The organism is Variovorax sp. GW821-FHT09B05 (assembly GCF_059418265.1).
The window spans coordinates 124,202-148,823 of sequence record NZ_JBWKPN010000014.1 but is presented as its reverse complement, the minus strand read 5'-3'; the positions used below and the strand labels follow the sequence as shown (position 1 = coordinate 148,823).

General features: G+C 69.4%; 21 protein-coding genes. All 21 read right to left on the bottom strand.

Annotation, left to right across the window (positions count from 1 at the left end; translation table 11 throughout):
- Positions 1 to 65: 65 nt before the first annotated feature.
- The gene (locus tag AC07RM_RS30560) at positions 66 to 242 is read right to left on the bottom strand and encodes a hypothetical protein (RefSeq protein WP_172705536.1); all 177 of its coding nucleotides are present in this window, start codon (positions 240 to 242) and stop codon (positions 66 to 68) included.
- A gap of 22 nt (positions 243 to 264) precedes the next feature.
- A complete protein-coding gene (lpxC, locus tag AC07RM_RS30555) occupies positions 265 to 1,188 on the bottom strand; it encodes a UDP-3-O-acyl-N-acetylglucosamine deacetylase (RefSeq protein WP_093353392.1) in 924 nt (307 codons plus the stop codon).
- A gap of 261 nt (positions 1,189 to 1,449) precedes the next feature.
- The gene (gene ftsZ / locus AC07RM_RS30550) at positions 1,450 to 2,655 is read right to left on the bottom strand and encodes a cell division protein FtsZ (protein ID WP_093353389.1); all 1,206 of its coding nucleotides are present in this window, start codon (positions 2,653 to 2,655) and stop codon (positions 1,450 to 1,452) included.
- A 169-nt stretch (positions 2,656 to 2,824) separates the two neighbouring features.
- Positions 2,825 to 4,054, bottom strand: a complete 1,230-nt coding sequence (ftsA, locus tag AC07RM_RS30545; RefSeq protein ID WP_093353387.1) for a cell division protein FtsA — start codon at positions 4,052 to 4,054, stop codon at positions 2,825 to 2,827.
- 21 nt (positions 4,055 to 4,075) lie between these two features.
- Complete coding sequence (locus AC07RM_RS30540) at positions 4,076 to 4,867, bottom strand: cell division protein FtsQ/DivIB (protein WP_093353385.1); 792 nt, start codon at positions 4,865 to 4,867, stop codon at positions 4,076 to 4,078.
- Between the two features lie 2 nt (positions 4,868 to 4,869).
- Positions 4,870 to 5,841, bottom strand: coding sequence for a D-alanine--D-alanine ligase (locus AC07RM_RS30535; RefSeq protein WP_093353382.1), 972 nt, complete (start codon positions 5,839 to 5,841; stop codon positions 4,870 to 4,872).
- Positions 5,838 to 7,307 carry a UDP-N-acetylmuramate--L-alanine ligase gene (gene murC, locus AC07RM_RS30530; protein ID WP_093353380.1) on the bottom strand — a complete coding sequence of 490 codons (1,470 nt, stop codon included), beginning with the start codon at positions 7,305 to 7,307 and terminating at the stop codon, positions 5,838 to 5,840. Before murC ends, AC07RM_RS30535 begins: the two co-directional genes overlap by 4 nt.
- Positions 7,304 to 8,368 (bottom strand): undecaprenyldiphospho-muramoylpentapeptide beta-N-acetylglucosaminyltransferase, encoded by a 1,065-nt coding sequence (gene murG / locus AC07RM_RS30525; RefSeq protein ID WP_296780842.1) that lies wholly within the window; start codon positions 8,366 to 8,368, stop codon positions 7,304 to 7,306. Before murG ends, murC begins: the two co-directional genes overlap by 4 nt.
- Entirely contained in the window at positions 8,365 to 9,663 is a 1,299-nt protein-coding gene (ftsW, locus tag AC07RM_RS30520) for a putative lipid II flippase FtsW (RefSeq protein WP_495336900.1), read from the bottom strand. The genes murG and ftsW overlap by 4 nt, the downstream gene beginning before the upstream one ends.
- A complete protein-coding gene (locus AC07RM_RS30515) occupies positions 9,660 to 12,008 on the bottom strand; it encodes a Mur ligase family protein (protein ID WP_495336899.1) in 2,349 nt (782 codons plus the stop codon). Before AC07RM_RS30515 ends, ftsW begins: the two co-directional genes overlap by 4 nt.
- A 10-nt stretch (positions 12,009 to 12,018) precedes the next feature.
- The gene (gene mraY / locus AC07RM_RS30510; RefSeq protein WP_057597027.1) at positions 12,019 to 13,197 is read right to left on the bottom strand and encodes a phospho-N-acetylmuramoyl-pentapeptide-transferase; all 1,179 of its coding nucleotides are present in this window, start codon (positions 13,195 to 13,197) and stop codon (positions 12,019 to 12,021) included.
- A gap of 22 nt (positions 13,198 to 13,219) precedes the next feature.
- Positions 13,220 to 14,680 carry a UDP-N-acetylmuramoyl-tripeptide--D-alanyl-D-alanine ligase gene (locus tag AC07RM_RS30505; protein ID WP_495336898.1) on the bottom strand — a complete coding sequence of 487 codons (1,461 nt, stop codon included), beginning with the start codon at positions 14,678 to 14,680 and terminating at the stop codon, positions 13,220 to 13,222.
- The gene (locus AC07RM_RS30500; protein WP_495336897.1) at positions 14,677 to 16,233 is read right to left on the bottom strand and encodes a Mur ligase family protein; all 1,557 of its coding nucleotides are present in this window, start codon (positions 16,231 to 16,233) and stop codon (positions 14,677 to 14,679) included. The genes AC07RM_RS30505 and AC07RM_RS30500 overlap by 4 nt, the downstream gene beginning before the upstream one ends.
- A 2-nt stretch (positions 16,234 to 16,235) precedes the next feature.
- Positions 16,236 to 17,984 carry a peptidoglycan D,D-transpeptidase FtsI family protein gene (locus AC07RM_RS30495; protein WP_093353367.1) on the bottom strand — a complete coding sequence of 583 codons (1,749 nt, stop codon included), beginning with the start codon at positions 17,982 to 17,984 and terminating at the stop codon, positions 16,236 to 16,238.
- A complete protein-coding gene (gene ftsL / locus AC07RM_RS30490; RefSeq protein ID WP_057597023.1) occupies positions 17,981 to 18,346 on the bottom strand; it encodes a cell division protein FtsL in 366 nt (121 codons plus the stop codon). Before ftsL ends, AC07RM_RS30495 begins: the two co-directional genes overlap by 4 nt.
- A 108-nt stretch (positions 18,347 to 18,454) precedes the next feature.
- Positions 18,455 to 19,378: a 16S rRNA (cytosine(1402)-N(4))-methyltransferase RsmH gene (gene rsmH, locus AC07RM_RS30485; RefSeq protein WP_296795755.1), complete on the bottom strand. Its 924-nt coding sequence runs from the start codon at positions 19,376 to 19,378 to the stop codon at positions 18,455 to 18,457.
- An 8-nt stretch (positions 19,379 to 19,386) separates the two neighbouring features.
- A complete protein-coding gene (gene mraZ / locus AC07RM_RS30480; protein WP_057597021.1) occupies positions 19,387 to 19,815 on the bottom strand; it encodes a division/cell wall cluster transcriptional repressor MraZ in 429 nt (142 codons plus the stop codon).
- Positions 19,816 to 20,087: 272 nt separating this feature from the next.
- Positions 20,088 to 21,410, bottom strand: a complete 1,323-nt coding sequence (gene hslU, locus AC07RM_RS30475; RefSeq protein ID WP_093353359.1) for an ATP-dependent protease ATPase subunit HslU — start codon at positions 21,408 to 21,410, stop codon at positions 20,088 to 20,090.
- An 11-nt stretch (positions 21,411 to 21,421) separates the two neighbouring features.
- Positions 21,422 to 21,967: an ATP-dependent protease subunit HslV gene (gene hslV, locus AC07RM_RS30470; RefSeq protein ID WP_057597019.1), complete on the bottom strand. Its 546-nt coding sequence runs from the start codon at positions 21,965 to 21,967 to the stop codon at positions 21,422 to 21,424.
- 58 nt (positions 21,968 to 22,025) lie between these two features.
- Positions 22,026 to 23,684, bottom strand: a complete 1,659-nt coding sequence (locus AC07RM_RS30465) for an STAS domain-containing protein (RefSeq protein WP_093353357.1) — start codon at positions 23,682 to 23,684, stop codon at positions 22,026 to 22,028.
- A gap of 46 nt (positions 23,685 to 23,730) precedes the next feature.
- The gene (gene dksA / locus AC07RM_RS30460) at positions 23,731 to 24,423 is read right to left on the bottom strand and encodes an RNA polymerase-binding protein DksA (protein WP_408908436.1); all 693 of its coding nucleotides are present in this window, start codon (positions 24,421 to 24,423) and stop codon (positions 23,731 to 23,733) included.
- Between the last annotated feature and the right edge of the window lie 199 nt (positions 24,424 to 24,622).

The window sequence follows — 24,622 nt, the reverse complement described above, 5'->3', positions numbered from 1 at the left end:
CTCCGGACGGAGGAGCGTAGATCGCCATCCACGCGGCGAAGGGAGACCGGCGGTGCCGGTCCGGATCAGGCCACGCGCTCGGCGATCAGCACCGCGAAGAAGCCGCAGGCCGCGAGCAAGGTCCACTTGAGCACGATCCAGCCGAAGCGCCGGTACTTCGGCTGGCCGGTACCGGCATAGAACGCGAACGAAACGCCGGCCATCAGCAGGAGGAACAGCAGGGCCCAGCGAAAGAGGAGCATGCGTGGATCGGCGCGGCGTCGCCTACCAGGCGCGAGCGACTTCGTTGAAGCCGCGCGGCGCGCGCTTCTCGTCCGCGAAGGTCACGATCTCGTAGGCGTCGTCGTGCGCGAGCAGTTCGCGCAGCAGCTTGTTGTTGAGCGCATGGCCCGAACGGAACGCGGTGTAGGCCGCGAGCAGCGGCTTGCCGATGATGTAGAGGTCGCCCATCGCGTCGAGGATCTTGTGCTTCACGAACTCGTCGTCGTAGCGCAGGCCGCCGGCATTGAGCACCTTGGTGTCGTCCATCACCACGGCGTTGTCGAGGCCGCCGCCGAGCGCGAGGCCCCGGGTGCGCATGTACTCGACGTCTTTCGTGAAGCCGAAGGTGCGCGCGCGCGCGATGTCGCGGCTGTACGAATCGCTGCCCAGATCGAACTCGACGCGCTGGCCCGTGGAGTTGACGACGCGGTGGTCGAAGTCGATCTCGAAGCTGAGCTTGTAGCCGTGGTACGGCTCGAGGCTGGCCCATTTCTCGTTGGCGCCGTCGCCCTCGCGCACCTCGACCTTGCGCAACACGCGGATGAAGCGCCGCGGCGCCTTCTGGAACTCGATGCCCGCGCTCTGCAGCAGGAACACGAAGGACGAGGCCGAGCCGTCGAGGATCGGTACCTCGTCGGCCGTGATGTCGATGTAGAGGTTGTCGATGCCCAGGCCGGCGCAGGCCGACATCAGGTGTTCGACGGTCTGGACCTTGGCGCCGCCGGTGGAGACGGTCGAGGCCAGCCGGGTGTCGGTGACCGCCTCGGCGGTCATGCGGATCTCGGCGGGTTCGGGCAGGTCGACGCGGCGGAACACGATGCCCGTGTCGGCCGGGGCGGGACGCAGCGTGAGTTCCACGCGCTGCCCGCTGTGAAGCCCCACGCCCACGGCGCGGCTGATCGACTTGAGGGTTCGTTGTTGCAGCACGCCTGCGATTTTAGGCGCGCGACGTGCGTGGCGCGCCAATCCCCTGGCTATTACACCCATAGGCATCGTTCGATCGGCATAGCCGGGCTCACTCCGCAAATGGACGCAAAGGGATGAAGAAAACGCGCCTGATACAGGCGGGAAGGCTTTATCTGGGCCTCCTCCTGCGCCTCTTGCGAGTTCTTCAAACCCTCTGCGTCCGGTCGGGCCCGCCGCGCGGCATCTCTTTCGAAATATCCGCGACGGGCCCTGGTCCGGTTCTCAATCGGCCTGGCGGCGCAGGAAGGCCGGGATCTCGAAGTCGTCCATGCCGCCCGAGGACAGCGCGTCGACCTTCGCGGCCGCCATCGTGCGGTTGGTGCGCCACACGCTGGGCACGGCCATGCCTTCGTAGTTGGGCTGGTGGCCGCCACCGCCGTGGCCGGTGCCCATCGAGGGCACGTTGAACGGGATGTTGTCGGTGCCGGTGCGGATCACCTCGAGCGTCGGTGCCTGGCGGCGCGCGTCGGCGCGCGACAGGCCGGTGGCGACCACGGTCACGCGCATCTCGTCGCCGAGGGCGTCGTCGTAGGCCGCGCCGTAGATCACGTGCGCATCGGGCGAGGCGTAGGCGCGGATGGTGTTCATCGCGAGCTTCGACTCGTTGAGCTTCAGCGAATTCTTCGATGCGGTCACCAGCACCAGCACGCCCTTGGCGCCCGAGAGGTCGATGCCTTCGAGCAGCGGGCAGGCCACGGCCTGCTCGGCCGCGATGCGCGCGCGGTCCGGACCCGAGGACACGGCCGTGCCCATCATCGCCTTGCCCGGCTCGCCCATCACGGTGCGCACGTCCTCGAAGTCGACGTTCACGCCGCCGTACTCGTTGATGATTTCCGAGATCCCGCCCACGGCGTTCTTCAGCACGTCGTTGGCCTGCGCGAAGGCTTCCTCCTGGGTGATGTCCTCGCCCAGCACGTCGAGCAGCTTCTCGTTGAGCACCACGATCAGCGAGTCGACGTTGGCCTCGAGTTCGGCCAGGCCGGCTTCGGCGTTGGTCATGCGGCGGCCGCCTTCCCAGTCGAAGGGCTTGGTCACCACGCCCACGGTGAGGATGCCCATTTCCTTGGCCACGCGCGCGATCACCGGCGCGGCGCCGGTGCCGGTGCCGCCGCCCATACCGGCCGTGATGAACAGCATGTGGGCGCCGTCGATGGCCGCGCGGATCTCGTCCACGGCGGCCTCGGCCGCTTCACGGCCCTTCTCGGGCTTGCTGCCGGCGCCCAGGCCGCTCAGGCCGAGCTGGATGTTGCGCTGCGCGCTGCTGCGCTGCAGGGCCTGCGCGTCGGTGTTCGCGCAGACGAACTGCACGCCCTGAACGCCGCGTTCCATCATGTGCGCGACCGCGTTGCCGCCGCCACCGCCGACACCGATCACCTTGATCTGCGTGCCCTGGTTGAACTCTTCGACTTCGATCATTTCGATGGTCATCTTCTACTCCTTGAATCTTGCAGTTGCCGTTGTCTATGAATGAATCTTTTTTGGGGTACCCGACGAGAACGAATTCATCGTCGTGATGGTGGACCTGTTCGTCGCCATCGCTCGTTGAAATGCAAGGGTGGGCTGCCGCGCGCAAGCCAGAGTGGGGAGTGGCTCATGGTCAGAAGTTCCCCACGATGAAGTCCTTGAAACGTCCGAACGCGGTTTTTACCGACCCGTTCTTCTGTGCCACCTTGAAGCCGCGCATGCGTGCGAAGCGGGCCTCCTCGAGCAGGCCCATCACGGTGGCCGCGCGCGGCTGCGCGACCATGTCCGACAGCGCGCTCGAATACTTCGGGATGCCGCGGCGCACCGGCTTGAGGAAGATGTCCTCGCCGAGCTCGACCATGCCGGGCATCACCGCGCTGCCGCCGGTGAGCACTACGCCCGAGGAGAGCACCTCCTCGTAGCCCGACTCGCGCACCACCTGCTGCACCAGCGAGAAGATCTCCTCGATGCGCGGCTCGATCACGCCGGCCAGCGCCTGCTTGCTCAGCATGCGCGGACCGCGGTCGCCGAGGCCGGGCACCTCGACCTGCGTGTCGGGATCGGCCAGCAGCTGCTTGGCGAAGCCGTTCTCGACCTTGATGTCTTCCGCGTCCTTGGTCGGCGTGCGCAGCGCCATCGCGATGTCGCTGGTGATCAGGTCGCCCGCGATCGGGATCACCGCCGTGTGGCGGATCGCGCCGTTGGTGAAGATCGCGACGTCGGTGGTGCCGGCGCCGATGTCCACCAGCACCACGCCGAGCTCGCGCTCGTCCTCGGTCAGCACCGCCTGGCTCGAGGCCAGCGGGTTCAGCATCAGCTGGTCGACCTCGAGACCGCAGCGGCGCACGCACTTGATGATGTTCTCGGCCGCGCTCTGCGCGCCGGTCACGATGTGCACCTTGGCCTCGAGCCGCATGCCGCTCATGCCGATCGGCTCCTTCACGTCCTGGCCGTCGATCACGAACTCCTGCGGCTCCACCAGCAGCAGCCGCTGGTCGCTCGAGATATTGATGGCGCGTGCGGTCTCGACCACGCGCGCCACGTCGGCCGGCGTCACTTCCTTGTCCTTCACCGCCACCATGCCGCTGGAGTTGATGCCGCGGATGTGGCTGCCGGTGATGCCGGTGTAGACGCGGCCGATCTTGCAGTCGGCCATCAGCTCGGCTTCCTTGAGCGCCTGCTGGATGCTCTGCACGGTCGCGTCGATGTTCACCACCACGCCGCGCTTGAGGCCATTGCTCGGCGCGATGCCGAGCCCCGCGAGCTTGAGCTCGCCGCCGGGCAGCACCTCGGCCACGACCACCATCACCTTCGCGGTGCCGATGTCGAGGCCGACAACCAGGTCTTTGTATTCTTTGGGCATCGATATGTCCTCGGTATTCGTCTATTTCTTCTTGGGCGTCTTGGGGTCGGTCACCACGGTGGTGACGCCGCGCAACCGCAACGCATAGGCGTCGTTGTGGCGCAGGTCGGCGCCCTCGACGTCCTCCATGGTCCGGCGGTACTGCCCCGCGACCTGCGTCACGGTCTTCAGGAAGCGCTGCAGCCGCGCCGCCACCTCCTCGCCCTGACCCCGGCCCAGTTCGATCGTGGCGCCGCTGTCGAGCTGCGCGCGCCAGCTGCCCCGGCTCGACAGCGTGAGCGCGTCGAGTTCGAGGTCGTAGGGCGCGAACATCGGCTGCAGCACGCGGTACATGCCCAGCACCTGTCCGGCCTGCTCGATCGGGCCGTCCAGCCGCGGCAGCTTGTCGTCGACCTCCGCCACGTTGGCCTCGAACACATCGCCGAAGCCGTTGATCAGCTTGGAGCTGGCTTCGTCGCCCCAGTTGGCCACCGGCACCTGCTCGGTCAGCGTCACGCGCAGCTTGTTCGGGAACTCGCGCCGCACCACCGCGCTGCGCACCCACGGCACCGACTCGAAGGCGGTGCGCGCTCGCGCGAGGTCGACGGTGAAGAAGTTGCCGTTGAGCTGCGGCGCCACGTTGGCGCGCAGGGTGACGGCGTTGTTGTGCGTCACCTCGCCGTCGACCTTGATGCCCGCGATCGGAAAGAAGGGCTGGCGCAGCACCCACCAGGCGCCCGCGGCGAGCAGCATCAGGCCCACCGCCACGAATGCGAGGTTCGCGACGATGTTCATGAGCTTGACGTCGAAGGGCGTGGGGATGCTGTCGGCCATCTTCAGTGCGCGCCTCCCGTGGCGTCGAGCGTGGCCGTGGCCAGCACGCGCAGGCAGAGTTCCTCGTAGGCGATGCCCGCCGCGCGTGCCGACATCGGCACCAGCGAATGGCTGGTCATGCCCGGCGAGGTGTTCATCTCGAGCAGGAAGGGCTTGCGGTCGCTGGCGCGGATCATCACGTCGGCGCGGCCCCAGCCGCGGCAGCCGAGCGTGCGGTAGGCCGCCAGCGTGATGCGCTGGATCTCGCGCTCCTCCGCCTCGGGCAGGCCGCTCGGGCAGTGGTATTTCACGTCGTCGGTGAAGTACTTGTTCTGGTAGTCGTAGGCGCCCTCGGGCGCGGCGATGCGCACCACCGGCAGCGCATGCGCGTCGAGGCCGCTGCCGAGCACGGCGCAGGTGACTTCCTCGCCCTCGATGAACTCCTCGCAGAGCACGTCGGCGTCGTACTTGACCGACAGCGTCACCGCGTCCTGCATCTGCGAGTAGCCCTCGACCTTGGTCACGCCGATCGAGGACCCCTCGCGCGGCGGCTTCACGATCAGCGGCAGGCCCAGCACGTCGGGCACGGCCATCACCTGTTCGCGGCTCTGCTGGTCGAAGGCCAGGCGCACGTACTTGGGCGTGGGCAGGCCGTCGGCCTGCCAGATGCGCTTGGTCATGACCTTGTCCATCGCCACGCTCGAGGCCATCACGCCCGAGCCGGTGTAGGGAATGCCGAGCATCTCGAGCGCGCCCTGCACCGTGCCGTCCTCGCCGTGGCGGCCATGCAGCGCCACGAAGCAGCGCGCGAAGCCCTCGCGCCGGAGCTCGGACAGGTCGCGCTGCGACGGGTCGAAGGCATGGGCGTCGACGCCGCGCGAGCGCAGCGCCTCGAGCACGCCGGTGCCCGACATCAGCGAGACCTCGCGCTCGGCCGAACTGCCGCCGAACAGCACGGCGACCTTGCCGAAGAGTTTGGGATCCTGAAGGCTCACGACGCCTCCCCCTTGTGCGCAGCGTGCTGCGATGTCGTGGATGAAGAAGATGCGGCCACCGCCGGCGCCGCGCCGAGCTCGACCACCTTGCCCGGCACCGCGCCGATGGAGCCCGCGCCCATGCACAGCACCACGTCGCCGGCACGCGCGTTGTCGAGGATGGCCTGCGGCATCGCGGCGATGTCGTCGACGAACACCGGCTCGACCTTGCCGGCCACGCGCAGCGCGCGCGCCAGCGTGCGGCCGTCGGCCGCCACGATGGGCTGCTCGCCGGCCGCGTAGACCTCGCCGAGCAGCACCGCGTCGGCGGTGCCGATGACCTTGACGAAGTCCTCGAAGCAGTCGCGCGTGCGGGTGTAGCGGTGCGGCTGGAAGGCCAGCACCAGGCGCCGGCCCGGGAAGGCACCGCGCGCGGCCGCGAGCGTGGCGGCCATCTCCACCGGGTGGTGGCCGTAGTCGTCGATCACGGTGAAGCTGCCGTCGCCGGCCCGGGCCGCGACCTCGCCATAGCTCTGGAAGCGCCGGCCCACGCCCTTGAAGTCGGCCAGCCCGCGCTGCACCGCCTCGTCGGCGATGCCGAGCTCGACCGCCACCGCGATCACCGACAGCGCATTGCGCACGTTGTGCTCGCCCGGCAGGTTCAGCACCACCGGCAGGTCGGGCAGGGTCACGCCGTTGCGGCGCTGCGCGGTGAAGTGCATCTGGCCGCCGACGGCGCGCACGTCGACCGCGCGCACCTGGGCGTCCTCGCCGAAGCCGTAGCTGGTGACCGGGCAGGTCACGTCGGCCACGATCTCGCGCACCGCCGGATCGTCGGTGCACAGGATCGCCGTGCCGTAGAAGGGCATGCGGTGCAGGAAGTCGACGAAGGCCTTCTTCAGCTTGCCGAAATCGTGCCCGTAGGTCTCCATGTGGTCGGCGTCGATGTTCGTGACCACCGCCATCACCGGCAGCAGGTTCAGGAACGAGGCGTCGGATTCGTCGGCCTCGACCACGATGTAGTCGCCGCTGCCGAGCTGCGCGTTGGCGCCCGCGCTGTTGAGCCGGCCGCCGATCACGAAGGTGGGATCGAGCCCTGCGGCCGCGAGCACGCTCGCCACCAGGCTGGTGGTGGTGGTCTTGCCGTGCGTGCCGGCGATGGCGATGCCCTGCTTCAGGCGCATCAGCTCGGCCAGCATGACGGCGCGCGGCACGACCGGGATGCGCTTCTCGCGCGCGGTCAGCACCTCGGGGTTGTCGGCCTGCACCGCGGTCGAGGTCACGACCGCGTCGGCGCCCTCGACGTTCGAGGCCGCATGGCCCACGAAGGTGCCGATGCCCAGGCCCGCGAGCCGGCGCAGCGTGGCGCTGTCGGACAGGTCGGAGCCGGTGATGCGGTAGCCGAGGTTCAGCAGCACTTCGGCGATGCCGCTCATGCCGGAGCCGCCGATGCCGACGAAGTGGATGTGGCGAATCGCGTGTTTCATCGTGCCAGCTCCTCGCAAGCGCGCACCATCGCTTCGACGGCCTCGGTTTTCTGCATCGTCCTGGCGCGTTCGGCGCGTTCGATCAGTTCGGTTCGTTGTGTCTTCTGTAGCAAATCGGCCAGCAATTCAGGGGTGAGATCGGTCTGTTGCACCAGCCAGCCGCCGCCGGCATCGACGAGGAAGCGCGCGTTGGTGGTCTGGTGGTCGTCGACCGCGGAAGGAAAAGGCACGAACAGCGCCGCGGCGCCGACGGCCGCGATTTCGGTCACGGTGCTGGCACCGGCGCGCGCGACGATGAGGTCGGCCTCGGCATAGGCCAGGGCCGTGTCCTCGATGAAGGGCGTGAGCTCGCCCTCGACGCCGGCGGCCGCATAGTTGGCGCGCAGCTCGTCGATCTGCTTGGCGCCGCTCTGGTGCAGCACCTGCGGGCGCGTGCCCGGCTCGATGCGCGCGAGCGCCTGCGGCACCACCGCGTTGAGCGCCTTGGCGCCGAGGCTGCCGCCGACCACCAACAGCTTGAGCGGACCGCTGCGGCCCGCGAAGCGCTCGGCCGGCGCCGGCTGCGAGGTGAAGGCCGCGCGCAGCGGGTTGCCGATCCACTGCGCCTTCTTGAGCACGTTGGGGAAGGCGGTGAAGACGCGGTCGGCCACGCCCGCCAGCACCTTGTTGGCGAGGCCCGCGACCGAGTTCTGCTCGTGCAGCACCAGCGGCTTGTTGAGCAGCACGCCCATCATCCCGCCCGGAAAGGTGATGTAGCCGCCCAGGCCCACGAGCACGTCGGGCTTCACGCGGCGCACCACGCGCAGGCTCTGCCAGAAGGCACGCAGCAGGCGCAGCGGCAGCAGGAACAGCGTGAGCGGGCCCTTGCCGCGCACGCCGCCGAACTGCACCGGCTCGAAGGCGAAGCCGCGCGGCGGCACCAGCTTCTCTTCCATGCCGCCGGGCGCGCCCAGCCAGTGCACGCGCCAGCCGCGCTCGCGCAGCGCCTCGGCCACGGCGAGGCCCGGGAAGATGTGGCCGCCGGTGCCGCCGGCCATCACGAGTGCGGTGCGGCCCGTCATACGCGGCCCCCTCTCATGAGGACACGGTTTTCATAGTCGATGCGCAGCACGATCGCCAGCGCCACCATGTTCATCAGGATCGCCGAGCCGCCGAAGCTCATCAGCGGCAGCGTGAGGCCCTTGGTCGGCAGCGCGCCGAGGTTCACGCCCATGTTGATGAAGGCCTGGAAGCCGATCCACACGCCCACGCCCTGGGCCACGAGGCCCGAGAACACGCGGTCGAGCGCGATCGCCTGGCGGCCGATGTGCATCACGCGGCGCGTGAGCCAGAGGAACAGGCCGATGATCAGCAGCACGCCGACCAGGCCGAACTCCTCGCCGATCACGGCCAGCAGGAAGTCGGTGTGGGCCTCGGGCAGCCAGTGCAGCTTCTCGACGCTGCCGCCGAGGCCGACGCCGAAGATCTCGCCGCGGCCGATGGCGATCAGCGAGTGCGAGAGCTGGTAGCCCTTGCCGAGCGCGTGCTCCTCGCTCCACGGATCGAGGTAGGCGAAGATCCGCTCGCGCCGCCACGGGCTGGTGGCGACGATGGTGCCGAAGGCCACCACCACCAGCGCGGCGATCACGAAGAACATGCGCGCGTTCACGCCGCCCAGGAACAGGATGCCCATCGCGATCACCGCGATCACCATGAAGGCGCCCATGTCGGGCTCGGCCATCACCAGCATGCCGACCACCACCACCGCGATGCCCATCGGCAGCACGGCGCGGAAGAAGCGCTCCTTGATTTCCATCTTGCGCACCATGTAGCTGGCGGCATAGAGCACCATCGCGACCTTCGCGAGCTCGGAGGGCTGGAAGCGCATGAAGCCCATCGGCAGCCAGCGCCGCGCGCCGTTCACGCTGATGCCGATGTGCGGGATCAGCACCGCCACCAGCAGCAGCAGCGAGGCCACGAACAGCCAGGGCGCGGCGCGCTCCCAGGTCTTCATCGGGATCTGGAAGGTCAGCAGCGCGGCGATGAAGGCGAACACCACCGAGGCCGCGTGCCGCGTGAGGAAGTACGAGGCGCTGTAGCCGGCGCGCGCGAAGCGCGGGTTGTCGGGCAGCGCGATCGAGGCCGAATAGACCATGATCAGGCCCCAGGTCAGCAGCGCGACCGTGACCCACACCAGCGCCTGGTCGAAGCCCAGCACGCGGATCGGCGTGGCCTTGGTCTGCGTGAAGCCGGCGCCGCCGAGGCGCACCGGCAGGTGCACCGGCAGCGCATCGATGCCGCTGCGCGCGCGCCGGAACCAGCCGCTGAAGCGGCCGGGCCGGGTGTTGGGCGTGGCGCCCGCGGCGGCGGAGTTCACGATGCCGGTCCTTCCGTCGAATCGGTTTCCCCGAAGTCGCGCGGCTCGTCCTCGAGCGCCTGCACGGCCTCGCGGAACACCGCCGCGCGGTGCGGGTAGTTCTTGAACATGTCGAAGCTCGCACAGGCCGGTGACAGCAGCACGGCATCGCCGGGGTGGGCGCGGCGCGCGGCCATCTGCACGGCCTCGTGCATCGAGCCCGCGTGCATCAGCGTGACGCCGGTGGCAGCCAGCGCGGCCTCGATCAGCGGCGCGTCGCGGCCGATCAGCACCACGGCGCGCGCGTACTGGCGCACCGGCAGCGCGAGCGGCTCGAAGTCCTGGCCCTTGCCCTCGCCACCGAGGATCACGACCACGCGGCGGTCCTCGCCGAGGCCGCCGAGCGCCGCCACGGTGGCGCCCACGTTGGTGCCCTTGCTGTCGTCGAAGTACTCGACGTCGTCGATCAGCGCCACCGGCTCGACGCGGTGCGGCTCGCCGCGGTACTCGCGCAGGCCGTAGAGCATCGGGCCGAGCGGGCAGTCGGCCGCGTTCGCGAGCGCCAGCGCGGCGAGCGCGTTCATCGCGTTGTGGCGGCCGCGGATGCGCAGCGCATCGGCCGGCATCAGGCGCTGCACGAAGATCTCTTCCTCGACCACCTGGCCGCGCTTGCGCTTCTGCGTCTCGTCGGCCTCGTGCGCGCGCACCAGCCAGCTCATGCCGTTGACGCGCTCGATGCCGTAGTCGCCGGGGCGCTGCGGCATGCTCGCGCCGAAGGTGACGTGCGGGCGCACCTGCACGCGCTGCGCCTTGGGCTTGGCCGGCGCGCGGCGCGCGCCGCGGGCGTTCACCACTTCCTCGACGGGCTTGACCGGCTCCTGGCCCGCGGTGGCGAGCATCGCCATCACGGCCGGATCGTCGCGGTTGAGCACCATCAGCGCGGTCTTGCCGAAGATGCGCGACTTGGCCTGCGCATAGGCCGGCATGTCGCCATGCCAGTCCAGGTGGTCCTGCGTGAGGTTGAGCACCGTCGCGGCCGCGGGCTCGAAGCCCTGCACGCCGTCGAGCTGGAAGCTCGAGAGCTCGATCACCCAGGCCTCGGGCAGCGTGCCGGCGTCGAGATGCGCGCTCAGCGTGTCGAGCAGCGTCGGGCCGATGTTGCCGGCCACCGCCACGCTCTTGCCGCCGCGCTCGATGAGCTGGCCGGTCAGCGCCGTGACCGTGGTCTTTCCGTTGGTGCCGGTGATCGCGAGCACGACCGGCGTGTAGCCCTTCGCGGGCTCGGGCGCGGGGGTCGGCTCGGGCTGGGCTTCGGGCTGCGGCGCGGGCTCTTCCTCGGCCACGGCCGAGGCGGGATTGGTGGCGGCGAACTCGGCGATCTTCGCGACGAAGTCGGCCGCTTCCTTCGCGGCCGTGGCGACGTAGGGCTTGCCGACCGTGAAGGCGGGCAGGTTCGATGCGGGCTTGGAAGCCGGTGCGGCGACGGGCGCGGCGGGGGCCTCGGACTCGGCGGACTCGGCCGGTTCGGGCTGCTTGCCTTCGGCGGCCTCCGGCGTTTCGATCGCGGCGGGTTCGGCGCCCTGTGCCGGCGCTACCTCGACGCCTTCCTGCACAACGGGCGCATCGGCGACCGGCGCCTCGGGTTCGGGCGGCTGCAGCACGGGGACGCTCAGCGAGGGATCGCGCGGCATCGATTCGGGCAAGGCGGCGGGAGCGCGCGGTGCTTCGGGAGTTGCTTCGACAGGTTCGGACTCTGCGGGCGATGCCTCGCTCGCGGGCGCCACGGCGTCGACGGCTTCTTCCGCGGCGGATGCTTCGGGCGCGGTCGGTTGTGCGACCGCGGCCACGACCTCTTCCACCGCGGCGACTTCTTCCGCCACCGGCGCCTGGGCTTCTGGCAGCACGACAGGCGTATCCGCCTCGGGCACCGGTTCGCTCTCGGCCGGCACCGCCGCCTCCAGCGCCAGTTCGCCTTGCGCCGCGCTTTCTTCTTCAACCTCGACCACCGCCGGCGTCTCGACGATGGCGAGATCCGCCAGCGCGCGCGCGAACAGGTCGAGCTCACCGCCCACCGGCAGGCCGACCGCACGCGCCGCATCGGCCACCGGCGCGATGGTCTCGGGGCTCAGGCCCGGCGAGCGGTAGACGGCGCGGATGGGCGTGCCCTCGATCAGCGCGGCCGTGAACGGCCCGCCGACGAACACCGCCTCGGGCCATTCGGCGCGCAGCGTGTCGAGCAGGGCCGGCGCCTCGCGCGTGTCGGCCACCGTCACCTGCGCGCCATGGCGCGCGCACCAGCGCGCCATCGCCAGCCCGGACGCGCCGAGGCCGAGGATGAGGACGGGGAGGTCTTTCAGGTGCCGCATGCGTCGTCTCTCAGCGCAGCTTCAGCGTCGACAGGCCCACGAGGCACAGCAGCATCGTGATGATCCAGAAGCGCACCACGACCTGCGTCTCGCGCCAGCCGCTCTTCTCGAAGTGGTGGTGCAGCGGCGCCATCTTGAGCACGCGGCGGCCCTCGCCGAAGCGCTTCTTCGTGTACTTGAAGTAGGTGACCTGGGCCATCACCGAGATCGCCTCGACCACGAAGATGCCGCCCATGATGAAGAACACGATCTCCTGGCGCACGATGACCGCGATGGTGCCCAGCGCACCGCCGAGCGCGAGCGCGCCCACGTCGCCCATGAAGACCTGCGCCGGATGGGTGTTGAACCAGAGGAAGGCCAGCCCCGCGCCGGCCATCGCCGAGCAGAACACCAGCAGCTCGCCCGAGCCCGGGATGTTCGGGAACAGCAGGTACTTCGAGTAGACCGCGCTGCCGGTCACGTAGGCGAACACGCCCAGCGCCGAGCCCACCATCACCACCGGCATGATCGCCAGGCCGTCGAGGCCGTCGGTGAGGTTCACCGCGTTGCTCGCGCCCACGATCACCAGGTAGGTCAGGATCACGAAGCCGATGCCGCCCAGCGGATAGCTGACTTCCTTGAAGAAGGGCACCAGCAGGTTGATCTTGGGCGGGAAGTCGAGGTCGAAGCCCGACTGCACCCAGGCGAAGAACAGCTGCAGCACGCGCCAGTTCGAGCTCTCGGAGATGCTGAACAGCAGGTAGAAGGCCGCGAGCAGCCCCACCACCGATTGCCAGAAGTACTTCTCGCGCGAGCGCATGCCCTCGGGGTCCTTGTGCACCACCTTGCGCCAGTCGTCGACCCAGCCGATCGCGCCGAAGCCCAGCGTGACCCACAGCACGATCCAGACGAAGCGGTTCGAGAGGTCGAACCACAGGATGGTGGCGAAGGCGATCGCGAACAGCACCAGCACGCCGCCCATGGTGGGCGTGCCGCTCTTGCTCAGGTGGGTCTCCATCGCGTAGCCGCGCACCGGCTGGCCGATCTTCAGCGCGGTCAGGCGCCGGATCACGTACGGACCGGCCACGAGGCCGACCACGAGCGCGGTCAGCGCCGCCATCAGCGCGCGGAAGGTCAGGTACTGGAACACCCGCAGGAACCCGAGTTCCGGCGAGAGGGTCTGCAGCCATTGGGCCAGGCTCATGAACATGAAATTGCGCACCGCCCCCGCATCAGGGACGGCCTCCTTCTTGTTGTGGTTGTGTCTGCGGGGTCGCACCCTGCGCGGCGATGGCCTGGACCACGCGTTCCATCTTCATGGAGCGCGAGCCCTTGACCAGCACGCTGCCGACCAGCGGCAGCCGCGCGAGCACCGCGGCGTTCAGGGTGTCGATGTCCTCGAAATGGCGGCCGCCGCCGACCGTGGCCGCATCGCCGCGCTGGAAGGCGGCGATGCTGTGCTCGGAGGCGCTGCCGAGCGTGTAGACGGTCTCGATGCCGCGCTGGCGCGCCCAGTCGCCGACCTCGGCATGGAATTCGTCCGAGCGCTCGCCGACCTCGGCCATGTCGCCCAGCACCAGCAGGCGCGGGCCCGGCAGCGCGGCGAGCACGTCGATCGCGGCGCGCACCGAGTCGGGGTTGGCGTTGTAGCTGTCGTCGACCAGCGTGATGGCGCGGCCGCCGGCCAGCGCGAGCGCACTGGCTTTGGAGCGGCCCTTGACCGGCTCGAAGGCATCGAGGCCGACGGCGATGGTGTCGATCGACACGCCCGCGGCCAGTGCGCAGGCGGTGGCCGCGAGCGCATTGATCACGTTGTGGCGGCCCGCGATGTGCAGCCGCGTGGCGAAGCCGCCGAGCGGCGTGCGCACGCGCACCTGCCAGGCGCCCTGCGTCCATTCGGCATGCTCGAGGCCGATGTCGGCATCGTCGTGCTCGCCGAAGGTCAGGCAGCGGCGCGCGGCGCCGTCGCGCGCCATGTCGCTCCACAGCGTGGTGAACTCGTCGCCGTGCGGGAACACGGCCGTGCCGTCGTCGGGCAGCGCCGCGAACACGGCGGCGTTCTCGACCGCCACGGCCTCGACGCTGACCATGAATTCCTGATGCTCGCGCTGGGCGTTGTTCACCAGCGCGATGGTCGGGCGCGAGATGGCGGCCAGCCGCGCGATCTCGCCCGGGTGGTTCATGCCGAGCTCGACCACCGCGCGCTGGTGCTGGGCGCGCAGGCGCAGCAGGGTCAGCGGCACGCCGATCTCGTTGTTGAAGTTGCCGGCGGTCGCGAGCGCGCGCTCGGGCTTCGAGGCCATCAGGATGGCCGCGATCATCTGGGTGACGGTGGTCTTGCCGTTGCTGCCCGTCACGGCGATCAGCGGCAGCGAGAACTGGGCGCGCCAGTGCGCGCCGATGGCGCCCAGCGCCACCAGGGTGTCGGGCACCTCGAGGCCGGCCAGGCCCGCGGCCTCAAGGCCGCCGTGCGCGACCGCGGCCACCGCGCCGCTGGCGCGGGCCTGCGGCAGGAAGTCGTTGGCATCGAAGTTCTCGCCCTTGAGCGCGACGAACAGGTCGCCCACGGCCAGGGTGCGGGTGTCGGTGTGCACGCGCGCGATCACGGTCGCGGGATCGCCCACGAGGCGCGCGCCCGGAATCCACTGCTGCAGTTGCGCCAGCGTCAGCGCGAGGGAGGTGGTGTCGCTCATGCGCCCCTCCGCTTCGCGAGCGCGTCGTGCGCATGGCTGCGATCGGAGAAGGGCAGGCGCTGGCCCGCGATCTCCTGCCAGGCCTCGTGGCCCTTGCCGGCGATCAGCACCACGTCCTCGGGCGCGGCCTGCGCGATCGTGTCGGCGATGGCGGCCGCGCGGTCGGCCTGCACGCGCGCATGCTCGGGCCGCGCGAAGCCGCGCAGCACCTGCGCGATGATCGCGTCGGGCTTCTCGCTGCGCGGGTTGTCGCTGGTCACCACGACGTGGTCGGCCTGGCGCTCGGCCACGGCGGCCATCATCGGGCGCTTGATCGGATCGCGGTCGCCGCCGCAGCCGAACACGCACCACAGCTTGCCGCCGCGCTGCTGCGCGAGCGGGCGCAGGCCGGCCAGCGCCTTGTCGATGGCGTCGGGCGTGTGGGCGTAGTCGACCACCGCGAGTGGAGCACCGGCTTCGGCGTCCACGCGCTCCATGCGCCCCGGCACGCTGCTCAGGTTCGTGCACGCCGCCACGGCCTGCGCGAGCGTCAGGCCCAGCGCGCGCAGCGTGCCGAGCACGCCGAGCAGGTTGGCCACGTTGTACTGGCCGATCAGGCCGGTGGTCACGCGCTCGACGGCCGCGGTGCCGTGCTCGGCGACCGAGAACTGCAGGCCCTGGGCGTCATAGCCGATGTCGCGCGCCACCAGGCGCGCCGGCTTGCCCTCGGCCGACACGGTCCAGACGTCGAGCGCGCCGACGCCGGCATCGATCAGGTTGGCGCACAGGCTCGCGCCGTGGGTGTCGTCGATGTTGATCACCGCGGCGCGCAGGCCGGGCCAGCGAAACAGCTCGGCCTTGGCCTGCCAGTAGGCATCCATGCTGCCGTGGTAGTCGAGGTGGTCCTGCGTGAAGTTGGTGAACACGGCCACCGCGATCTGCGCGCCGTCGAGCCGGCGCTCGGCGATGCCGATCGACGAGGCCTCGATGGCGCAGGCGCCGAAGCCGCGCTCGACCAGCGCGCGCAGCTCGCGCTGCATCATCACGGGGTCGGGCGTGGTGAGGCCGGTGTAGCTGAGCTCGGGCGGCACGCCGATGCCCAGCGTACCCATCACGGCGCACGGCGAGGGCGCGTCGCGCTGCACCGTGCCGTCGGGCCGCATCGGGCGCACGCCGCCGGCCGGCCGCAGGGTCGACAGCGCTTCGGCCAGCCACCAGGCGGTGGAGGTCTTGCCGTTGGTGCCGGTCACGGCCAGCAGGTCGAGCCGGGCCGAGGGATGGTCGTAGAAGGCCGCGGCGATCGGGCCGGTGGCGGCCTTGAGGCCGGGGTAGCTGACGATGCGCTCGTCGCCATCGAAGCCGAAGGCCTCGACGCCCTCGTGCTCGACCAGGCAGGCCGCCGCGCCCTGCGCCAGCGCCGCCGCCACGTGCTTGCGGCCGTCGGTCGCGGCGCCGGGCCAGGCGACGAACACGTCGCCCGCGGCCACCGCGCGGCTGTCGGCATGCAGCGCGCCCTGCGGCACCCGCTCCTTGAGCCAGGCCGCGGCCAGTGGGGGGGAAGTGAAGGTCAGCATGCTCAGAAGCTCTCGTCCACGCCCTGGGTCATCACCAGGGGTTTGACCGCCAGGTCGGGCGGCACGTTCATCATGCGCAGCGTCTGCTGCACGACCTCGCTGAACACGGGCGCCGCGGCCAGGCCACCGAAGTACTGGCCGTCGCTGGGCTCGTCGATCATCACCGCGACGATGATGCGCGGCTTCTCGATCGGCGCCATGCCGGTGAACCAGGCGCGGTACTTGTTGCTCGCGTAGCCCTTGCCGACCTGCTTGTGGGCCGTGCCCGACTTGCCGCCGACCGAGTAGCCGATGGTCTGCGCGCGCGTGCCGGTGCCGCCCGGGCCCGCGGCCATCTGCAGCATCTTGCGCACCGCGAGCGCGTTCGACGGCGAGAAGACGCGCACGCCGGCCGGCGGTTCGGTGTTCTTGAGGATCGTCGCCGGAATGATCGCGCCATCGTGCGCGAACGCGGTGTACGAATGTGCCATTTGAAACAGCGAGGCCGACAGGCCGTAGCCGTAGGCCATGGTGGCCTGCTCGACCGGCTTCCAGGTCTTCCAGGGCCGCAGCCGGCCGGTGACCGCGCCGGGGAACTGGATCTGCGGCTTCTGGCCGTAGCCGAGCGCGGTGTAGGTGTCCCACATCTCGTGCGGGGTCATCTTCTGCGCGATCTTGAGCGCGCCGACGTTGCTCGACTTCTGGATCACGCCCTCGACCGTCAGCGTGCCGTAGTTGTGGGTGTCGCTGATGGTGAAGCCGCCGAGCTGGTAGCGCCCGGGCGAGGTCTCGATCAGCGACGAGGGCTTGACCCGGCCGGCCTCCAGCGCCATCGCCACGGTGATCGGCTTCATGGTCGAACCGGGCTCGAAGGTGTCGGTCATCGCGCGGTTGCGCAGCTGCTCGCCCGTGAGGTTCTGGCGCTTGTCGGGCACGTAGCTCGGGTAGTTGGCCAGCGCCAGCACCTCGCCGGTGACGGCGTCGAGCACCACCACGCTGCCGGCCTTGGCCTTGCGCGCGGTCACGGCGTCGCGCAGCTTCTGGTAGGCGAAGAACTGCACCTTGCTGTCGACGCTGAGCTGGATGTCCTTGCCGTCGAGCGGCGGCACCTGCTCGCCCACGCCCTCGACCACGCGGCCCAGGCGGTCCTTGATCACGCGGCGCGAGCCGGCCTTGCCGGCCAGGTCCTTGTCGAACGCGAGCTCGATGCCTTCCTGGCCGCTGTCCTCGACGTTGGTGAAGCCCACCACGTGCGCGGCGGCCTCGCCCTCGGGGTACTGGCGCTTGTATTCCTTGCGCTGGTAGATGCCCTTGAGGTTCATCGCGGCGATCTGCTTGGCGATCGGCTCGTCGACCTGGCGCTTGATCCAGACGAAGGTCTTGTCCTCGTCCTCGAGCTTCTTGTCGAAGTCCTTCTGCGGCATCTCGAGCAGCTTGGCCACCTGCTTGAGCTTGGCGCGCACCTCGGGATCGTCGCGCTCCACGTCCTCGGGAATGGCCCAGATGCTGGGCGCCACCACGCTCGACGCGAGGATCAGGCCGTTGCGGTCGAGGATGCGGCCGCGGTTGGCCGGCAGCTCGAGCGTGCGCGCGAAGCGCACCTCGCCCTGGCGCTGGAAGAAGCTGTTGCCAAACACCTGCACGTAGGCCGCGCGGCCCGCGAGCACGACGAAGCCCAGCGCGATGCCGCCGACGATGAACTTGCTGCGCCAGACCGGCGTCTTGCTCGCCAGCAGGGGGCTGGTGGTGTAGCGCACGCTGCGGCGGGTCATCGCTGCCCCCTTGCGGCTGCGGCGGCGGCCGGCTTGTTGGCGGCTGGCTTGTTGACGGGTGGTGCGGGCGGCGGTGCGACCACGGCCGGGATCACGCTGCCGTCGGGACGCACGTACTGCGTGATGGCCGGCGAGGTGGTGCGCATCTGCAACTGCTCTTTCGCGAGCTTCTCCACGCGCAGCGGCGTGGCCTGCGCGCGCTTCTCGACCTGCAGCCGGTCGTGGTCGAGCTCGAGCCGGCGCGTCTCCTGCATCGTGCGGTCGAGCTCGGTGTAGAGCTGGCGCGAGAGGTATTGCGTGTGCACGAGGTAGAGCGCCGTGGCGATCACGGACAGCAGCAGCAGCAGGTTCAGGCGTGCCATCTCAGCGGCCTCCCCGTTCGCCGCGCAGGGCGGCCGCAGAAGGCACGAAGCCGCCCGTGGTGCGGCGGCTGGAAATCGTGCGGGCGGGACCGTGGACGCGAGGTCGTGTCATGGCGTCTCCGTTCGTTCGGCCACGCGCAGGATCGCGCTGCGCGAGCGCGGGTTGCCGTTGACCTCGGCCTCGGAGGGCTTGATGCGCTCGAGCGCGCGCAGCCGCATCGCCTTCGGCGCCGCGAACGGCGCGCGGCGGTCGTAGACCTCCTTCGAGTGCTTCGCGATGAACTGCTTCACGATCCGGTCTTCGAGCGAATGGAAACTGATCACCGCGAGCCGGCCGCCGGGTTGCAGCACCGACAGGCTCGCCTCTAGCGCCTGTTGCAGCTCTTCAAGCTCGGCGTTGATGAAAATCCGAAGAGCCTGAAATGTGCGCGTTGCAGGGTTCTGGCCCGGCTCGCGGGTTTTGACCGTGCCAGCCACGAGCTCGGCCAGTTCGGTGGTGGTTGAAATTGCGCCCCGTTCTTGTCTGCGAGCAACAATCGCCTTTGCAATCTGAACAGCAAACCGTTCTTCGCCATAGTCACGGATCACCTCTGCAATTTGTTGGAGTTCTGCCGTTGCCAGCCACTCGGCCACGCTCTCGCCGCGCGTGGTGTCCATGCGCATGTCGAGCGGGCCGTCGAAACGAAAACTGAAACCGCGCGCCGGGTTGTCGATCTGCGGCGAGCTCACGCCCAGGTCCAGCAGCACACCGGCCACGCTCGCGCCGGGCAATTCGCCCAGCGAACGGAATCCCTGGTGCCGGATGGAAAAACGCGCATCCGAGATGCGCGCTGCTTCGGTCACCGCTTCCGCATCCTTGTCGAAGGCAATCAACCTGCCTTCCGGCGCCAGCCGCGCGAGGATCGCGCGCGAATGCCCGCCCCGGCCGAAGGTCGCGTCCACGAAGGTGCCGGGCGCGGCCGTCTGGCCTGCAAGAAGGGCTTCGACCGCTTCGTCCAGAAGAACGGTCGTGTGGGTCCATGCGGTATTCACGATGCCCCTCAGAACGCGAAGTCCTGAAACACATCCGGCATTTCGCCCTGGGTGGCCTCGGCCTCCTTGGCCTCGTAGGTGGCCTTGTCCCAGAGTTCGAAATGGTTGCCCATGCCCAAGAGCAGGGTGTCGCGCGTGATGCCCGTGGCCGCGCGCAGTTCGGGCGACACGAGGATGCGGCCGGTGCCGTCCATCTCGACGTCCATCGCGTTGCCGAGGAACACCCGCTTCCACCACTGCGCCGACATCGGCAGCGCGGCGATCCGCTCGCGGAACTTCTCCCATTCCGGGCGCGGGAACACCATCAGGCAGCCATGGGGGTGCTTCGTGATCGTGAGCTGGCCGCCTGCCGTGGCGCTCAGGACGTCGCGATGCCGGGTCGGCACGGAAAGCCGCCCCTTGGCATCCAGACTGAGCGATGAAGCGCCTTGAAACACGACCGAGAAACCCCTGTGGTGGGAAGGCCGCAGCGCCCGAAGGGCACACTACTCGCACTTTTTCCCACTTAACTGCACTTTTTTGCACTGTAGCAGGAAACACTTCCGGCGCAACCAGGCGTGCGGGGTATTTTTTGTAATGGAATCAACGACTTAGCGCCGATTCCAAGATTCTGGAATCGGCGAATTTCGTTGAGAATGAACCACTTAGCTCACGCAGTGAATGTGATGCGTGAAGCGTTGCCCCTGTAACAGGGGCAAGGGAGGCAACTTCAGAGGATGAAGCGCGACAGGTCTTCGTCGTGACTTAGTGCCGCCAGGCGCTGGTCCACGTAGGCGGCATCGATGCGGATCGTCTGACCCTCGAGGCGGGTCGCGTCGAAGCTTACTTCATCGAGAAGACGCTCCATCACCGTCGACAGGCGGCGCGCGCCGATGTTCTCGGTGCGCTCGTTGACCTCGAAGGCGATGCTCGCCAGACGGGTCACGCCCTCGGGCGTGAAGTCGAGCGTGACGCCCTCGGTGGCCAGCAGCGCCTGGTACTGCTTCACGAGCGAGGCACGGGTCTGCGTGAGGATGCTCTCGAAGTCCGCCACCGACAGCGACTGCAGCTCGACGCGGATCGGGAAACGCCCCTGCAGCTCGGGGATCAGGTCGCTGGGCTTGCTCAGGTGGAAGGCGCCGCTCGCGATGAACAGCATGTGGTCGGTGCGCACCACGCCGTACTTGGTGCTCACGGCCGTGCCCTCGACCAGCGGCAGCAGGTCGCGTTGCACGCCCTGGCGCGAGACGTCGGTGCCCTGCGCCTCGCTGCGCGTGGCGACCTTGTCGATCTCGTCGATGAACACGATGCCGTTCTGCTCGGCATTGGCGATCGCCTGGGTGCGGATCTCGTCCTCGTTCACCAGCTTGGCCGCTTCCTCGTCGATCAGGAAGCGCATCGCCTCGGCGATCTTGAGCTTGCGCGTCTTGCGCTTGCCCTGGCCCATCTGGCCGAACATGCCCTTGAGCTGCTCGGCCATCTCCTCCATGCCGGCGGGGCCCATGATCTCGAGCGGCGCGCGCGTCTCGACGAGGTCGATCTCGATCTCCTTGTCGTCGAGCTGGTGCTCGCGCAGCTTCTTGCGGAAGGCCTGGCGCGTGGCGTTGCCGCTGTCGGGCGCGGTGCCGTCGGCCAGCCGCGCGGGCGGCAGCAGCACGTCGAGGATGCGCTCCTCGGCCGCGTCCTCGGCACGCGCGCGCACCTTGGTGCTCTCGGCCTCGCGGGTCTGCTTGACGGCGATCTCGGCCAGGTCGCGGATGATCGAGTCGACGTCCTTGCCCACGTAGCCCACCTCGGTGAACTTGGTGGCCTCGACCTTGATGAAGGGCGCATCGGCCAGCCGCGCAAGGCGGCGCGCGATCTCGGTCTTGCCCACGCCGGTGGGGCCGATCATGAGGATGTTCTTGGGCGTGATCTCGGCGCGCAGCTTGTCGTCGACCTGCTGGCGGCGCCAGCGGTTGCGCAGGGCGATGGCCACGGCGCGCTTGGCCTGCGGCTGGCCGACGATGTGGTTGTCGAGCTCGGAGACGATTTCCTGGGGGGTCATGGACATGGTGGCGGGCCTCAGAGCGTCTCGACGGTGTGGTTCATGTTCGTGTAAATGCAGAGTTCGCCCGCGATCTCCAGCGATTTCTTCACGATCTGCTCGGCCGTGAGCTCGGTGTTGTCGAGCAGCGCCTTGGCCGCCGACTGCGCGTAGGCGCCGCCCGAACCGATGGCGATCACGCCGTTCTCGGGCTCCAGCACGTCGCCGTTGCCGGTGATGATCAGCGAGGTGGTGGCATCGGCCACGGCCAGCATGGCCTCGAGGCGGCGCAGCACGCGGTCGGTGCGCCAGTCCTTGGTCAGTTCGACCGCGGCGCGCGACAGGTGGCCCTGGTGCTTCTCGAGCTTGGCCTCGAAGCGTTCGAACAGGGTGAAGGCGTCGGCCGTGGCGCCGGCGAAGCCGGCCAGCACCTTGCCGTGATAGAGCCGCCGCACCTTGCGCGCCGTGCCCTTGATGACGATGTTTCCGAGTGTGACCTGCCCGTCCCCACCGATGGCGACCTGGTCGCCCTGGGGGGTCTTGCGGCGCACGCTCACGATGGTGGTGCCGTGAAATTGTTCCATCGCAGCCATCTGGGGACTGGGCGGGGCAATGCAAGTCCGCCCGGGGCGGCACGAAAGCCTAGTTCTTGCGCAGCGCGACCGTCGCGTGGTCGGCGATGCCGACCAGCCCGAACAGGGTCGCGATCAGCCGGTGCGCATCGACGAACTGCACCCGCTCGCCCTTGGCATCGCGCTCGCGCACCCAGCCCAGCAGCGAACCGGCCGCGGCCAGGTCCATGCGCAGCAGCGCGGCGCAGGAGATCACGGGCGCGGTGCCGCCGCGCAGGTCGGCATCGAGCCGCTGCAGGTTCGACGGCGACTCGCCGCGCAGGTCGCCCGCGAGCGCCGCGAAGCCGCTGCCGGCCGAGGGGAAGCTCTCGGATTCGCCGCCCACCGACAGCAGCGACCAGACCGAGCCCATGCGCGACGGCGTGGACACCGGCGCGGCGATCGCGCTGTATTCGCCGCGCGGGTCCTGCCAGGACGGCGGCGACACCTCGTAGGTGATGCAGTAGTTGAGCGCCACCAGCTCGAAATCGTCGGGCAGGTGCATCAGGCGCAGCGCGGCCATGTGCAGCTGCCACCAGACGTCGTCGATGCCGCGCTCGTTGTTGGGCGCGGACTCGGCCAGCACCGCCAGCAGCTGCGCCGCGCCGATGAAGCGCAGCTTGACCGGCGAATCGGCCCAGTGCGCGAACAGCACGCGCAGCGGCGCCGCGGCATCGGAGCCGATCGCGCCCAGCGCGCGCCAGTCGAGCGTCCAGACCGAGCCGGCCTGCGACAGCGCGCGCGTGAGCGCCACCAGGCCGTCGCGCGCCAGCTTCGGCGGCGCGGCCCAGTCGGCGGCGCCTTCGGCGGGAGCGCTGTCGCCCTCCTCGCTGGCCGCCACCGCCTTCACGCTGCGCGCCAGCTCGTCGAGCGCCACCCAGTCGGGGCCCATGCGCCGCATGCGTTGGGCATAGCGCATGCGCGCGGCCGCGAACTTGGCGGCATCGCCGGTGGCGCGGTAGAGGTCGAACAGCGCGCGCCAGCGGGCGTCGTCGCGCTCGGCCGTCGCGGCATGGGTCTCGTCGGTGCCGCTCGCGCCCTCGGAGGCCAGCGCCTGCAGCAGGATCGCCTCGGCACCGACGTCATCGCCGTGCGCGAAGCGGATCACCGCCTCCTCGAGCGCGCCGTCCTGCGCCAGCCGGGTCGCCATGTGGGTGCCGCTGGGCGAGGCCGTGGCCACGGCCGCGGGCGCCACCGGCGCGGGCACCGGCCGGGAGGGCGGCTCGAGCAGCGCGTCGGTATCGGCCGGCGACAGCGTCTCGGCGCCCGCGTCGGGCGGCGACTTGACCAGCGTCTCGCCGTTCGGCCCGCGCCCCTTCCACCACTGCTGCGACATCTGCTCCTCGATCTCGTCGATCTTCTTGAGCGTGAGCGCGCGGCCCTCGGATTTCTCCGAGGTGCTGTTGATGTTGAACGACGACGGCGTGACCGTCGCATCGAAGGCGTGGGCGGCGGCCTCGCGCTGGCGCAGCTTGCGCAGCATGTCGAACTCGCGCCGGCGCACGAAATCGTTGCGCTGGCGCCGCTCGATCATCTCCTTGAGCATTTCCCGGCTGTAGGCCGGGTCGGGCAGCGAGGAATCGGAGGCGTTCGTCGTCGAGGGGGTGTCCAGCTCCGACCAATCCTTGAGCGGATTGCGGACGAACTTCGCCACCTTGGAAAGCAGGCGGCCCGTTTCTTCCTTTGGCATTCGCGGGCGATGGACGACGGTCGGGGCTGGGCCGGAGAACCGGCGCTCAGTCCCCGAACATCTTCTGCTTGAGCTCGCGGCGCTGCTGCGCTTCGAGCGACAGCGTAGCGGTCGGGCGGGCCAGCAGGCGGCCCACGCCGATCGGCTCGCCGGTTTCGTCGCAGTAGCCGTAGTCGCCGGCGTCGATGCGCTGGATCGACTGCTCGATCTTCTTCAGCAGCTTGCGTTCGCGGTCGCGCGTGCGCAGCTCGAGGGCATGTTCTTCCTCGATGGTGGCGCGGTCGGCCGGATCGGGCACGACCACCGTGTCTTCACGCAGGTGCTCGGTGGTTTCGCCGGCATTCTCGAGAATGCCGCGCTTGAGTTCGACGAGCTTCAGGCGGAAGAAGGCCATCTGCTTCTCGTTCATGTACTCGGCATCGGGCATCGCGATGACTTCGGCATCGCTGAGTTCTTCGACGGACTTGGTCTTCCAGTTGTTGGCCAACTTCGGATCTTTCTTCACATTCACGGGGGGAGGCGGAACCAGCGCCTGCGAGGCGGTCTGGATAAAGCTGGACTTGGCGGCGGTCGATGCCACCGATTGCGGCATCGAGGGCACCGTCAGTTGCGACAGGCGGGACACCCGGCCGCCGCGGGCGGGGGCGGGCGCGGCCGTTGCCGTGGCGACTTCGGGCTCGGGGGTCGAAGGTGTCGCCGGGGCGGAGGAAGAGGCGGCAGCCGTTTTTTTCATGGGAATCGGGGGAACAGGTGAAACGGCACGCGGGCCGACGGGTTTGGTGGACGATGGACCCGCTTTGGCTGTCTTGCTCGCGCTCTTGGCCGGGACGGTTGCCGCCGGCTCGCTGGCAGGCTTGGTGGCGGGATGAACTGCTTTCTTCGCCGATGCGCTCGCGGCCTTGGCCGTGGGCGTTGCGGTCTTCTCTGTCTTGACGCTC